Source organism: Pedomonas sp. V897, from assembly GCF_051304405.1.
GTDB lineage: Bacteria > Pseudomonadota > Alphaproteobacteria > Sphingomonadales > Sphingomonadaceae > Pedomonas.
On sequence record NZ_JBPPGG010000007.1, the window covers coordinates 85,762 to 100,000 of the forward strand.

Sequence of the window (14,239 nt, forward strand, 5' to 3'; positions counted from 1 at the left end):
GTTGTCTGGCCCAATGACAGTACACGAAAATCAGTCGAGCAAGGCCTTGATGTCCGCCAGCAACTTGGCGGGCACCTCGACGCCATGCACCCGGGTGCGCTCGCGGGCCTCGTAGCGGCGCTGCGAGGGCAGGCGCGCGCCCTGGCTGACGATGTTCTCGAACACCGCCTCGGCGCGGGCGAGATGCTCGGCCGCCTTGTCGCCCAGGAAGCGGGCGGGATCGATGGCGATGATCAGCTCGCCGCCGAAGGGCGAGGCCTTGGCGTTGTCATCGTAGGCGATGGATTCCGCGCTCGTCATGTCGCCGATGAGCGGGCCCGCGATCAGCTCGATCATGGTGGCGAGGGCCGAGCCCTTGTGCCCGCCGAAAGTGAGCATGGCGCCTTCCAGTGCAGCGGCGGCGTCCGTCGTCGGGTTGCCTTCCGCGTCGATGCCCCAGCCAAGGGGGATCGGCTTGCCGGCGCGGCGGTGCAGCTCGATCTCGCCCCGCGCCACGGCGCTGGTGGCAAAGTCGAACACGTAAGGGTGCGGGCCCGGGCGCGGCCAGCCGAAGGCGAGGGGGTTGGTGCCGAACACCGGCCTGGTGCCGCCGGCGGGGGCAACCCAGGCGTGGCTGGGGGTGAAGGCGAAGGCGACGAAGCCATCGCGCGCCAGGGCCTCCACTTCCGGCCACAGGGCGGCAAAGTGCACGCAGTTGTTGATGCCGATTGCCGCGATGCCGCAATTGCGGGCCTTCTCCTCCAGCACCGGCTTGCCCATCTGGAACGGCAGCTGGGCGTAGCCGCCCTTTGCGTCCACCCGCACCAGCGCCGGGGCGATGTCGTGCACCACGGGCTCGGCATCAAGCGCCACCTTGCCGGCCTTGATCGTGTGGGCGCACACCAGCAGCCGGTAGATGCCGTGGGACGCGCACTCGTCGCGCTCGCCCGCGACCATGGTTTCGGCCACGGCCTTCACATGACGCTCGGACAGGCCGTGGCGCGACAGAACCGCCTCGGCAAGCGCGCGCACTTCCTCAAGGGAAAGCCGAACCTTCTCCGCTGCGTCCGTCATGCAATGCCTCCCGTCGTCACCTGAGCGTTCCATGTGTTCGCAGTCAGGCATGCCGTGCGTCCCCGGCAGGGCATCGGGGCTGCCTCGTCATCACCTGACCGCGAATGGTATACGATATACCCTCAATCTGATCGGGATGCAAATGTTCTATGCGTGCTTTCGGAGGCTTGGGCGAGCGCGGATGGTTCAGGCGGTCTCCCGCGCCGCGGGCTGCTCCACGTTGAGGACAGTGAGCCGCTGCGTGCGGCCGTCGCGGGCGGTCCAGTGGATCGACTGGCCCTTGGAGAGGCCGATGAGCGCGGTGCCGATCGGGGTCAGGATGGAAATGCGGCCATCGGCAATGTCCGCGTCGCCGGGGAACACGAGGGTGACGCGCTTGGTCGGGCCGTCGTTTGCCTGGTACTCGACCGTAGAGCCCATCTGCACCACGTCGGCGGGCACGGTGCCGTCCGCCACCACGCGGGCGCGGTCGATCTCCGCCTGAAGCTCCTCGGCGACGAGGGGCTGGCGGTCCTCCACGGCGGCAGCGAGACCACTCAGGCGGTTGTAGTCATCCTCGCTCAGAATGATCGGCGGCTTGGAGCCGGAAGCGCGGGAACGGGAATGTGTCATAGCAGTCCTGATATCCTGTTGATTGGGATCGAAGGGAAAGCGCGGTGCGGAGCTGCGCAAACGCCGCAATGCAACGCGGTGAAAAGCGGTTTGGATGCGCCCTGACGTTACACGAAGGGGATTTGCGAAACCGCTGCGCCCCTGTGGCTTGGGGCGCGTACTGCCAAGCCCAGGGGCCTAAAGTCCCGCGATCGGGAACAACCGGAAGATGGTGGACGTGGCGTTGGTCATATAGCGACTCTCGGGAAATCCGGCGCGTTGTCAAGCCGGGAGCATTTTGCATGCAATCGCGGCGGAGCAACCAAGGCCCCTGCTGAACGTTTTGCCAGCTCTTGCGACCAGGGACCAACGTTCAGCGGGGCGGAGACCATGCGGGGGGCAGACCTCGAGTCCGACTCAAGGACGGCCGGGCGCGTCGGCGGCGACGAACCGCACCCCCTGCTGCGCACACGCGACGCGGTGGCCATCACCATCGGGATCGTGCTGGGTGCGGGGATCTTCCGCACGCCCTCGCTCGTGGCGGGCGGGGTAACCAGCGAGGCCATGTTGATGGCCGTCTGGGCGGCGGGCGGGCTCGTCGCCCTCATCGGCGCGCTTTGCTATGCGGAGCTTGCCAGCGCCTTTCCTCATGCCGGCGGCGACTACACCTACCTGCGCCGCGCGTTCGGCGGACGCCTTGCCTTTCTCTACGCCTGGGCGCGGCTGACGGTGATCCAGACCGGGTCGGTGGCGATCCTCTGTTTTGTCTTTGGCGACTACATGGCGGACCTTTTGCCGCTCGGCGCCAATGGCTCGGCGATCTACGCAGCGCTGGCGGTGATCGGCCTGACGGCGCTCAACTGGCTGGGGGTGCGTCAGGGCACCTTCGCCCAGAACATGCTGACCCTTCTGGAAGTCGCCGGCCTTGCCGCGGTGATCGTTGCCGGACTGGCGCTGGCCCCGGCGGCAACGCCCGCGCCCGCCCCGGCCGGGGGCGCCCCGGGCGGCGCGCTGGGGCTGGTGATGGTGTTCGTGCTGCTGACCTATGGCGGCTGGAACGAGACGGTCTACGTCTCGGCGGAGCTGCGCGGCGGCCCGCGCCGGATGCTGCGGGTGCTGCTCCTGGGACTGGGGGCGATCACCGGCCTCTACCTGCTGGTGAACCTCGCCTACATGCGGGCGCTGGGGCTGGCAGGCATGGCCGCCTCGGAGGCGGTCGCCGCCGAGGTGATGCGGCGGGCGGCCGGCGGGGCGGGGGCGGTGCTCATCACGGCGGCGGTGGCGGTCGCCGCGCTGACCTCGGCCAACGCCACCGTGATTACCGGCGCGCGCTCCACCTTCGCACTGGGGCGCGACATGCCGCAGCTCGGCTTCCTTGGCCGGTGGAACGGGACGACCGGCACGCCGGGCAACGCGCTTCTGGTGCAGGGGGGCATGGCGCTGCTTCTGGTTATCGCGGGCGCCTTCGCGCGCGACGGCTTCCAGATGGCGGTGGAATACAGCGCGCCGGTGTTCTGGTTCTTCTTTCTGCTCGTCGGCATCGCGCTGTTCGTGCTGCGCCGCCGCGCTCCCGATGTGCCCCGGCCGTTCCGTGTGCCGCTCTATCCGCTGACGCCGCTGCTGTTCTGCGCCGCCAATGCCTGGCTGCTGTGGTCGAGCCTCGCCTACACCGGCTGGGGCGCGCTTGTCGGCGCAGGCGTGCTGGCGGCGGGCGTCATCCTCCTGCTTTTTCTCTCACCCACCAGCAAGGAAGCTGCACCATGAAAGCCATGCGTACACTTGCCGCCCTGTGCACAGTCGAGATTGTCGCCATGACCGCCATGCTGCCACATGCCGGCGCGGCAAATGCGCAGGACGCCGCCACCGCGCCGGCGGCCGACGCGGCGCCGCGCGAGCCGGATGTGATTTTCGTGCCGACACCACAGGACGTGGTGGACGCCATGCTGGAGATGGCCGGGGTGAAGCAGGGCGATGTGCTCTATGACCTGGGCTCGGGCGACGGGCGCATCCCCATCACCGCGGCCAAGCGCTACGGCATCAAGGCGGTTGGCATCGACATCGACCCGGCCCGCATCAGCGAGGCCAATGCCAACGCCAAGGCGGCCGGCGTTACCGACCAGGTGACCTTCCGGAATGGGGATCTGTTCGAGACCGATCTCGGCGAGGCGAGCGTGGTGACGCTTTACCTGCTGCCGACCCTCAACCAGAAACTCCGGCCCAAGCTGCTCAAGGAGCTGAAGCCCGGCAGCCGGATCGTCAGCCATGCCTTCGACATGGGCGACTGGAAGCCGGACGAGACGCGCATGGTCGGCGGCCGCACCGTCTACCTGTGGACCGTGCCGGCCCGGAAATAGGCCTCAGCCGGCGTCGGCCAGACGCCAGCCGAGCGTCTCGCCGCCCTTGAGCGGTACGATCACCTCGTCGAGATAGGGCAGGGTGGCGGGCACCCGCCAGCTCTCGCGCACCAGCGTCACCGTGCGCGTATTGCGCGGCAGGCCGTAGAAATCCGGTCCGAAGTGGCTGGCGAACCCTTCCAGCCTGTCGAGCGCGCCTGCGGCCTCGAAGGCGGTGGCGTACAGCTCCAGCGCGGCCGGCGCGGTGTAGGAGCCCGCGCAGCCGCAGGCGGCTTCCTTCGCCTTGCGGGCGTGGGGCGCGCTGTCCGTCCCGAGGAAGAACCTGGGGCTGCCGGACGTGGCCGCCTCCACCAGCGCGCGGCGGTGGTCGTCCCGCTTCAGGATCGGCAGGCAGAAGAAGTGCGGGCGGATGCCGCCCACCAGCATGTCGTTGCGGTTGAACAGCAGGTGGTGTGCCGTGATGGTGGCGGCGAGCGTGTCCGGCCCGCCGCGCACGAACGCGGCCGCCTCGCGGGTCGTGATATGCTCCATCACCACCTTCAGCTTCGGCAGGCGGGTGAGCAGGGGCTCCAGCACCCGGTCGAGGAATACGGCCTCGCGGTCGAAGATGTCCACATCCGGGTCGGTCACTTCGCCATGCACCAGCAGCGGCAGACCGGCTTCCGCCATCGCCGCCAGCGTATCGTCGCAGCGGCGGATGTCGGTGACACCCGAGGCGGAGTTGGTGGTGGCTCCGGCCGGATACAGCTTCACCGCATGGACATGGCCGCTGGCCTTGGCGCGCAGGATCTCCTCCGGCGGTGTGTTGTCGGTCAGGTAGAGCGTCATCAGCGGCTCAAAGGCGCTGCCCTCGGGCAAGGCGGCCAGAATGCGCTCGCGGTAGGCCAGGGCCTGCTCGGTGGTCGTCACCGGCGGCACCAGGTTCGGCATGATGATGGCCCGGCCGAACTGGCGGGCCGAATAGGGCAGAACCGCGCGCAAGGCGTCGCCGTCGCGCACGTGGAGGTGCCAGTCGTCCGGTTGGGTGAGGGTGATCCGGTCCATGGCCGTCTCCTGCCTGTCCTGCTGCCCGATCTCTGTGATTGGGCGCGTGTAGCCTGACTTGCCCTGAAACGCTAGACTCCCTGTAAGAGGCAGCAGCCGTGTTGGGGCCCCCATGATCTTCACCGATATCGCAACCCGGACCTACAACCATGGCTGGCGGCTCGATCCGATCGTGCGCAGCCTGCTCGACACGGACTTCTACAAGCTCCTGATGGTCCAGATGATCTGGGGCTTGTACCGCGACGTGAATGTCACCTTCTCGCTGATCAACCGCACCACGTCGGTGCGGATCGCCGATGAAATCGACGAAGGCGAGCTGCGGGCCCAGCTCGACCACGCCCGCACCTTGCGGTTCACCAAGAAGGAGCTGATCTGGCTCGCGGGCAACAGCTTCTATGGCCGCCAGCAGATCTTCGCGCCCGACTTCCTCGCCTGGCTCGCCGATTTCCAGCTGCCGGACTACGAGCTGGAGAAGGTGGATGGCCAGTATCGCCTCAACTTCCACGGCCCCTGGGCCTATGCCAGCATGTGGGAGATCCCCGCGCTCGCCATCGTCAACGAACTGCGCTCCCGGGCGGCGCTCAAGGGGCTGGGCCGGTTCTCGCTCGATGTGCTCTACGCCCGCGCCAAAGCCCGGCTGTGGGAGAAGCTGGAGCGGTTGCGCGGCCTGCCGGATCTGCGCCTCTCCGACTTCGGCACGCGCCGCCGGCACAGCTTTCTGTGGCAGAACTGGTGCATCGCGGCGCTGAAGGAGGGGTTGGGGTCCGCCTTCATGGGTACCAGCAACGTGCTCCTGGCGATGGAGCATGATCTGGAGGCCATCGGCACCAATGCGCATGAGCTGCCCATGGTGCTGGCGGCGCTGGCCGACACCGACGCGGAGCGCCGCCGGGCACCCTACAAGGTGCTGGAAGACTGGAGGCGCTATTACAGCGGCAATCTGCTGGTGGTGCTGCCCGATACCTTCGGCACCGAGGCCTTTCTGGAACAGGCCCCGGACTGGGTTGCCGACTGGACCGGCTTCCGCCCGGACTCCGCACCGCCTGTCGAAGGCGGAGAACGGATCATGGCCTGGTGGCGGGCCAGGGGGATTGACCCGGCGGCCAAACTGCTGGTCTTCTCGGACGGCATGGACGTGGAGGCTATCGAGGAGACCTACCATCATTTCAATGGCCGGGTGCGCCTCAGTTTTGGCTGGGGGACCAACCTGACCAACGATCTTGCCGGGTGCGCCACCGATGATCGGCCGGGACTGGAGCCCATTTCGCTGGTCTGCAAGGTGACGCAGGCCAACGGCCGTCCGACGGTCAAACTGTCGGACAATCCGGTGAAGGCGACGGGCACGCCGGAGGCCATCGCCCATTATCTCTCCCTGTTCGGCTCGCGGGGGCGGGTCGCGCGGCAGGTGCGGGTCTGAGCCGGGGGGGTGTATAATTTTTCCGGCGTCGCCCGTGACTTTTGGCGACTTTGATAAATTTAAAAAGAGAGCTTGGCAGAGAGGGGGGAAATCGGCCGGGGGACGGGGGGAGACCGCTGGGGACTCCTGTCGCAAAGACATTTGAGGCAAAGGCACTGGGCGAGATGGACATCAGGGCGATGCCCGTCACCTGAACCAGGTAAGGGTGAGGTCTGGCATGAGTCATTTCCGTTGCTTGGGCGATGAACAGCCGGAACGCGGACGTTGACAGTTCCCGATATGTCTATTGCAGAGATCAACAATCGCCGATTTGAGCTGCTGGTGAGATCGGTGGTCGATTACGCAATCTACATGCTCGACCAGAAGGGGCATGTGATCAGCTGGAACGGCGGGGCGGAGCGGATCAAGGGCTACAGCGAGTCCGAGATCATCGGCAGGCATTATGCGTGCTTCTTTACGCCCGAGGACCAGCAAGGCGGCCTGCCGCACCGCGCGCTGGCATCTGCGTTGGCGAACGGCCGTCATGAAGACGAGGGCTGGCGGGTTCGCAAGGACGGCAGCCGGTTCTGGGCGAGCGTGGTGCTGGACGCAATCCACGACGAGCACGGCCGGCATGTGGGCTTCGCCAAGGTGACGCGTGACATGACCGCCCAGCGCAACACGCAGGTGGCGCTGGCGCTGACCCGCGAGCAGCTGGCGCAGGCCCAGAAGATGGAGGCCATCGGCAAGCTTACCGGGGGTGTGGCGCACGACTTCAACAACCTCCTGATGATCATCAACGGCTATGCGGACATTCTGGCCCGGCGGCTCACGGACCCGGCCGATCTGGTGGCCATTGACACGATCCGCCATGCGGCCGAGCAGGGGCGCACCCTCACGCGCCAGTTGCTGGCCTTCTCACGCCGGGAACCGCTCAACCCGGTGGTTGTGGACCTGCCCCGGCAGTTCGATGCCCTCCGGGAGCTGGTGCATGGCTCGCTGCGTGGCGATCTGGAACTGACCATCGAGGTGCAGCCCGATGTGTATCCGGTGCGGGTCGATGTGGGCGAGTTCGAGCTGGCGATTGTCAACCTGGCCATGAATGCGAGAGACGCCATGGGCCAGGGCGGGCTGCTCAGCATCACGGCGGAGAATGTTCAACTGCCCAACGCGGAGGTGTCTCACCTTCACGGCGCCTTTGTCGCCATTGCGGTCAGCGATACGGGCACCGGCATTGCGCCGGAGCATCTGGACAAGATCTTCGACCCATTCTTCACAACAAAGGATGCGAACAAGGGTACGGGGCTGGGGCTCTCTCAGGTTTACGGCTTTGCGTCCCGCTCGGGCGGTACGGTGACCGTCAGGAGCGTGCCCTGGGAGGGGACGACCTTTACCATCTACCTGCCGAAATCGCAGGAGATCCCGGCGAAAGGGAAGCACGACGCGCCGGCGGAGGAGAGCATCCTTCCAGGCGGCAGGGTGCTGCTGGTGGAGGACGACCCGATCGTGGGCAACGTCACCGCCAGCATGTTGCGCGAACTGGACTATCAGGTCATGCGGGCGGACAACGCGGCCGATGCCCTCGATCACCTGCGGGCGGGAGTGGCAATCGATCTGGTGCTCAGCGATGTGATCATGCCGGGCGGCATGAACGGTGTGGAACTGGCGGAGATCATCAGGCGGAATTATCCGTTGGTCCCGGCACTCCTGATGACGGGGTGGAGCGACAACGCCTTTCAGGAGGCGGAAAACTGGCTCGTGCTCCGCAAGCCGTTCGATATCACCACGCTCCGCCAGGCGATCGTGCGGGCGGTGGCGGAAGCGCCTCGAGAAGATAACACCTGAGGCAAGGGCGCTGAGGCAGGGATGGCCTGCTGGCCGCTCAGGTGTTTGTATCTTCGAGAGCCATGCTCGGCGGGTTTTCCTCCCGGCGCGCCATGACCACGCGATTGCGGCCCCCGGCCTTGGCCCGATACAGGGCCTGATCCGCCGCGCGCAGCAGGGTGGCGGCGTCCGAATCCGGAAATTCCCGCGTGTCGATGATGCCGAAGCTGGCGGTGATGCCGTGCGTGTTCGTGTCGAACACCTTTGACATGTCGGCGTCGGCCAGCAGGCGGCGGACGCGCTCGGCCAGGGTCAGCAGCTCCTCACCCGTCTTCCCCGGGACAATGATGCAGAACTCCTCGCCGCCGAACCGGGCGACGATCGCGCCGATCTTTCTGAGTTGCGCCAGCAGGTTTGCCACATGCTGAAGCGCATGGTCGCCAACCTCATGGCCGAAGGTGTCGTTGATGGACTTGAAGTGGTCGATGTCGACCAGCATCAGGCCGAGAGACGAGCCGTTTCGCTGGGCCTGGGCCAGTTCGCGATGGAAGCGCTCCATCATGCCGCGGCGGTTGTAGAGCTTGGTCAGCGGGTCAGTTTCCGCCAGCACCATGAGTTCGGACTGCATGGCCCGGGCCTGATCGCGCTCGGCCTGAAGGTTGGCGAACCCTCGCGATGCGGCGAAGGACAGCCAGAGCGTTTGCAGGGCGGAGGTGCCCAGAACCATCAATTCGCCGCTGACGACCGGCACGGTGGTTGAGGTGTCGGCCGTGAACGAGGCCAGTACCGCCGCGACCGGCAAGCTCCAGGCCAGGGCGAAATCCTTTGCGGCCTGACTGCGACGGTAGAGGGCAACGATGAGCGCAATGATCACCAGCGTCAGGGTCAGCACGGTGGAAAAGCGGAAGAGTTCGGCGAGGATGGTGGCCATGCCCGCCGGGGCATAGAGGGCGGCGGGGCACAACAGCAGCATCGCCAGGGCACTGCCCCTGAGACCCACTCTCACGATGCGGGGCAGGGCGGTCTTCTCCAGCGAGACCAGCATGTACTGGTTGGCAAAGACGATGGCGGATGTCGCAAGGACGGAGGAAATTCTGACGGTCGCGCTTCCGGCCAGCTGGGGGGCAATCAGCAGAATGAGCTGGGACCAGCACAGTCCCCAGGCAATCATGCAGACCACCCAGGCGCAGTGCCAGATTGCCCGCCGCTTCCGCGCGATAACGGTAATGAACAGGTTGTAGACCAGGGAGACGGTCAGAAGGCTGAGCGACGCGCCGACCAGCACGGAGGTCAGCTGAACGGCCCGGTCCTGTTGCACCCCCGGCACCAGACGCAGCCGGAGCAACTCGTAGGAGGCCAGCCGGTTGATGCCGAGCGTAATGGCATCCAGCGGCGCCGGCCGGCTGTGGGCGTGGAAGGCGAGGTAGCCGTTGGGGGTCCAATGGTTGCCGAAATCGCCCGCGCGGACCCGGTGGGTCTCCGTATGGCCATTGGCAAAGTGGAAGTTGACCAGAAGGTCCTCAAACCGCGTGTTATGCAGGTTCATGGACCAGTCGGGCCAGGTCTGCTGCTGCCCCGTCATTTCGTGGCGAAGCCAGAGCCACCGGTCGGCATAGTTGGCCGGCGTGCCGTCGCACTGGAAGGTGAGACCTGGCACCTTGCCCGGGTCAACCGCATCGTCCGTCACGCTGTGGCACAGTTGAAGCTGCGGCGGAACCGACGGCTCCAGCGTCCAGGAAATGAAAAACGGGAACAGGGCGAGCAGAAAGACGAGCAGGAAAATGGTTCTTCCGCCAATCGCGAAACCCGCCCGGCCGAGACCGGACTGCGGCGTCGAAAACGACGATGTTGCCTCTTCCACGTTGCCCCCCCCCTGGCCCCGTGCCGGGAACTGCCGATCTGACAAGGCCCCCAGCCTCTGCCGGATCGGGGATGTTATTACAACTACATTAACGGCCAATCAAACCGGAAGCGCCGGCCCCGCCGGGGTGATCGGCTGGCGTCCCACCCCTTGGGGTGGCCTGCCGGGGGGATCGGTCCGCTTCTTCATACGTTACTCCGGGGGAACTTCCCGCAGCCCATCACCTGCGATGAGGCGTCCCCGGGGGCAGGGTGTGCAGCATGCAATGCCCCCACAGGCAATGGAGGGGCACGCATGTGGCGGTGTCTATCGGTGATCGGTCGGCGCAGGCGTCCCCGGGCCCTTGCCCCCTGGGCCTTACCCACCTTTGCCCTGGTTCTGGGCACCGGTCTTGCCGCTTGCGACAGGGATGAGGCAACGCCGCAGACGCCGCCTCCCGAGGTCATCGCTCAGGTGGTTCAGGCCACATCCGTGCCGATTGTCGTGGAGTTGCCCGGCCGCTTGCAGGCGGTGCGGACGGCCGAGGTGCGGGCCCGTGTGGACGGCATTGTAGAGCGCCGCCTGTACGAGGAAGGCACCGACGTGCGGGAAGGGCAGACCCTGTTCCAGATCGACCCGCGGCCGCTGAAGGCGCGGCTGGCCGCCGCGCAGGCCGCGCTGCGCCGGGCAGAGGCGGAAGCGGCCAACGCCCGGCAGGATGTGGAGCGCTTTCGTCCCCTTGTCGCCCGAAATGCCATCAGCCAGCAGGAATTCGACGCCGCTCAGGCGCGACTGGCCCGGGCCGAGGCCGATGTGGAATCCGCTCAGGCGCAGGTTGAGCAGGCCCGGCTGGATCTGGGCTATGCCACGGTGACGGCACCGATCAGTGGCCGCGCGGGCCGCGCCCAGGTGACGGAAGGCGCCCTTGTGAGCGCGGCGGGGGGCACGCTGCTGACCACCATCGAGCAGCTGGACCCCATCTATGTGAATTTTTCCCATTCGAGCAGCCAGGTTCTCAACATCCGCAAAGATGTGGAGAGCGGCCGGCTGAAGGCTCCGTCCCTCGATCAGATGCGGGTGACCGTCGTGCTGGAGGATGGCACGGTATACGCCAAGGCGGGCCGCCTGAACTTCCTCGATCTTGCGGTCGATCCCGGCACCGGCACGGTCAGCCTGCGCGCCGTGCTGCCCAACGAGGAACGCCTGCTGCTACCCGGAGAATTCGTGCGCGCGCGGATCGAGGTGGGCGTCAACCCGGCCGGCATCACCGTGCCGCAAAAGGCGGTGCAGTTTTCCGCCGAAAGCGCCTCCGTTCTGGTGGTGGGCGAGAACAACATCGTCGCGCAGCGCCCGGTGAAACTCGGAGAACTCGTTGGCGACTCGTGGATCATTGCGCAGGGCTTGAGGCCGGGCGAGCGGGTGATCGTCGAGGGGCAGCTGAAGGCCCGACCGGGCGCGCCCGTGCAGGTGGCCGCGGCGTCGCGTCAGGCGGGTCAGAGCGCGGGCCCGGGGCAGCAGGGCGGGGCAGGGAAGCCGCCGGTTCAGCGGTAAGGACCATTCCAGGGAAGGCCAATGTTCGCAAGGTTTTTCATTGATCGGCCCGTCTTTGCCTGGGTGATCGCGCTGGCAATTTCCATTGCCGGTCTGCTGGCGCTGCGTTCGCTGCCCATCGAGCAGTATCCGTCCGTCGCGCCGCCCTCCCTCAATATCACCGCGACCTACCCGGGCGCCGATGCGGAGACGCTCGAGCAGAACGTGACGGCCGTGATCGAGCCCGAACTGAACGGCGTGGACGGCTTTCTCTACATGAGTTCCACCAGCGCTTCCAACGGCACGGTCACCATCACGGTGACGTTCGAAAGCGGCACGGACATCGATATCGCCCAGATGGAAGTGCAGAACCGCCTCAGCCGGGTGGAGGCACGCCTGCCGGAGGAGGTGCGGCGTCAGGGTATCCAGGTCAACGAGGCCTCCTCCAGCTTTCTGATGATTGTGTCGCTCACCTCTCCGGGAGGCAGCCGCAGCGCCCTCGATCTTGGCAACTATGCCAACACCCGCATCGTCGATCAGCTGCGCCGCGTGGATGGCGTGGGGGACGTGCGCCTGTTCGGTTCGGAATACGCCATGCGGGTGTGGCTGGACCCGGAGCGGCTGGCCAGCTTTTCCCTGTCGCCCGCCGAGGCGCTGGCGGCCGTGCAGGAGCAGAATTCCCAGGCGCCGGGCGGTCAGCTTGGTGCGCAGCCGTCCATTCCGAACCAGCAGCTGAATGCCACGGTCATCACCCAGCGCCGCCTCGCCACGCCCGAGGAGTTCGGGCAGATCATCCTGCGCGCCAACCCGGACGGGTCATCGGTGCGTCTGGCGGATGTGGCGCGGGTCGAGCTGGGTGCCGCCAGCTACGAAACCGGATCGCGCCTCAACGGCAAGCCCATGGCGGGCATGGCGGTGCAGCTGGCGACGGGCGCGAACGCGCTGGCAACCGCCGGGGCGGTGAAGGCGCGCATGGCCGAACTGGCGCAGGACTTCCCGCCGGACATGGATTGGTCCGTGCCCTACGACACCTCGCCGTTCATCGAGATTTCCGTGAAGGAGGTGGTCAAGACCCTGGCCGAGGCGATGGTGCTGGTGTTCATCGTCATGTACCTGTTCCTGCAGAATTTCCGGGCGACCATCATCCCGACGGTCGTTGTCCCGGTCGCGCTCCTGGGCTCGTGCGTCGGGCTGGCGCTGCTCGGCTACTCCATCAACGTGCTGTCGCTGTTCGCCATGGTGCTGGCCATCGGCATCCTCGTCGATGACGCGATCGTCGTGATCGAGAATGTGGAGCGCATCATGGCGGAGGAGGGGCTTTCGCCCCGAGACGCCACCTACAAGGCCATGGGCCAGATTGTGGGCGCGATCATCGGCATCACGCTGGTGCTGGTGGCGGTGTTCATCCCCATGGCCTTCTTTCCGGGCACGGTGGGCGGCATCTACCGGCAGTTCTCGGTCACGCTGGCGCTCTCCATCGCCTTCTCTGCCCTGCTCGCCCTCACGCTGACGCCGGCCCTGTGTGCCTCCATGCTGAAGCCGGGCGTCGAGGAGGGGTCGCGGCATGGTTTCTTCGGCAGGTTCAACACCTGGTTCGGGCGCACCACCTTCAAATATCAGAACAAGGTCGGCAGTCTCATTCGCCGGCCCCTGCGCTGGCTTGCCGTTTTTGCGGTGCTGACGGCCGTTGCCGGCTACCTGTTCACGTCCCTGCCCGGCAGTTTCCTGCCGGAGGAGGATCAGGGATATCTCATCACCGTGGTGCAGGCGCCCCCGGGCGCCACTCAGCAGCGCACGCTGGCGGTGGTGGAACAGGCAGAGGCATATTATCTCGCCCAGCCTCAGGTGAGGCAGGTCATCGCCGTTCTCGGTTTCAGCTATTTCGGCAGCGGCCAGAATGCGGCCCTGATGTTCATCAATCTGAAGCCGTGGGAAGAGCGGCCGGGCAGGGACAATCACGCCTCGACCGTCGCGGGAAAGGCGATGGCAGTGCTCTCGCAGATCAAGGGCGCACTGCTCTATGCCTTGAGCCCGCCGCCCATCCCCGAGCTGGGTACAGCCAGCGGCTTCAGCTTCCGCTTGCAGGATCGGGCGGGTCTCGGACATGGCGCGCTTGTCCAGGCGCAAAACCAGCTTCTGGGTCTGGCCGCGCAAAGTCCGGTTCTCACCGGCGTGCGGCCGGAAGGGTTACAGGACAGCCCGCAGGTGCGGGTGACCGTCGACCGGATTCTGGCGCGCGCGCTCGGCGTGGATATCGGCGACATCAACACCACCCTGTCGATCACCTTCGGCTCCGGCTACGCAAACGATTTCAACCGGGAGGGGCGGGTGCTGCGCGTGCTGTTGCAGGCCGAGCCCGAGCAGCGCATGACGCCGACCGACCTTCTCGACCTGCGGGTGCGCAATGCGGAGGGCCAAATGGTTCCCTTCTCCGCGTTCACGACGGCGGAGTGGACGGCGGGGCCGCCCCAGCTCAACCGCTATAATGGATTTCCGTCTTTGAATATCTCCGGCAGCGCCGCGCCCGGTTACAGCACCGGCGAGGCCATGGCGGAGATGGAGCAGCTGGCGGGCCAGCTGCCCGACGGCTTCGGCTATGAATGGACC

The 14,239-nt window shown here is 66.5% G+C and carries 10 protein-coding genes (1 of these 10 cut by a window edge); 6 read left to right on the top strand and 4 right to left on the bottom strand.

What is annotated here, in order from left to right; all coding sequences use genetic code 11:
- Positions 1-30: 30 nt before the first annotated feature.
- Both ACSJJU_RS14070 and rnk read right to left on the bottom strand, forming a co-directional pair.
- Positions 31-1,053, bottom strand: coding sequence for an Ldh family oxidoreductase (locus tag ACSJJU_RS14070; protein ID WP_435916226.1), 1,023 nt, complete (start codon positions 1,051-1,053; stop codon positions 31-33).
- A 186-nt stretch (positions 1,054-1,239) separates the two neighbouring features.
- Positions 1,240-1,665, bottom strand: a complete 426-nt coding sequence (rnk, locus tag ACSJJU_RS14075; protein WP_435916227.1) for a nucleoside diphosphate kinase regulator — start codon at positions 1,663-1,665, stop codon at positions 1,240-1,242.
- A 369-nt stretch (positions 1,666-2,034) separates the two neighbouring features.
- On the opposite strand from rnk, the gene ACSJJU_RS14080 reads away from it, so the two are divergent.
- Both ACSJJU_RS14080 and ACSJJU_RS14085 read left to right on the top strand, forming a co-directional pair.
- Complete coding sequence (locus ACSJJU_RS14080; RefSeq protein WP_435916228.1) at positions 2,035-3,408, top strand: APC family permease; 1,374 nt, start codon at positions 2,035-2,037, stop codon at positions 3,406-3,408.
- Entirely contained in the window at positions 3,405-3,998 is a 594-nt protein-coding gene (locus tag ACSJJU_RS14085) for an SAM-dependent methyltransferase (RefSeq protein ID WP_435916229.1), read from the top strand. Before ACSJJU_RS14080 ends, ACSJJU_RS14085 begins: the two co-directional genes overlap by 4 nt.
- Positions 3,999-4,001: 3 nt before the next feature.
- Here the strand turns inward: ACSJJU_RS14085 and pyrC are convergent, their stop codons facing one another.
- The gene (pyrC, locus tag ACSJJU_RS14090) at positions 4,002-5,042 is read right to left on the bottom strand and encodes a dihydroorotase (protein WP_435916230.1); all 1,041 of its coding nucleotides are present in this window, start codon (positions 5,040-5,042) and stop codon (positions 4,002-4,004) included.
- A 112-nt stretch (positions 5,043-5,154) separates the two neighbouring features.
- Between pyrC and pncB the strand changes: the two genes are divergently transcribed.
- Positions 5,155-6,459, top strand: a complete 1,305-nt coding sequence (gene pncB / locus ACSJJU_RS14095) for a nicotinate phosphoribosyltransferase (protein WP_435916231.1) — start codon at positions 5,155-5,157, stop codon at positions 6,457-6,459.
- Positions 6,460-6,738: 279 nt separating this feature from the next.
- Positions 6,739-8,283, top strand: a complete 1,545-nt coding sequence (locus ACSJJU_RS14100) for an ATP-binding protein (protein ID WP_435916232.1) — start codon at positions 6,739-6,741, stop codon at positions 8,281-8,283.
- A 37-nt stretch (positions 8,284-8,320) separates the two neighbouring features.
- On the opposite strand, the gene ACSJJU_RS14105 is transcribed toward ACSJJU_RS14100, so the two are convergent.
- Complete coding sequence (locus ACSJJU_RS14105; RefSeq protein ID WP_435916233.1) at positions 8,321-10,123, bottom strand: diguanylate cyclase; 1,803 nt, start codon at positions 10,121-10,123, stop codon at positions 8,321-8,323.
- Positions 10,124-10,417: 294 nt separating this feature from the next.
- On the opposite strand from ACSJJU_RS14105, the gene ACSJJU_RS14110 reads away from it, so the two are divergent.
- Both ACSJJU_RS14110 and ACSJJU_RS14115 read left to right on the top strand, forming a co-directional pair.
- Positions 10,418-11,653: an efflux RND transporter periplasmic adaptor subunit gene (locus tag ACSJJU_RS14110; RefSeq protein ID WP_435916234.1), complete on the top strand. Its 1,236-nt coding sequence runs from the start codon at positions 10,418-10,420 to the stop codon at positions 11,651-11,653.
- Positions 11,654-11,674: 21 nt separating this feature from the next.
- Positions 11,675-14,239: the 5' portion of an efflux RND transporter permease subunit gene (locus tag ACSJJU_RS14115; protein ID WP_435916235.1), read on the top strand. Its footprint extends 579 nt past the window's final position; 2,565 of the gene's 3,144 nt are visible here — the first part of the coding sequence; its start codon is at positions 11,675-11,677; its stop codon lies beyond the right edge, outside the window.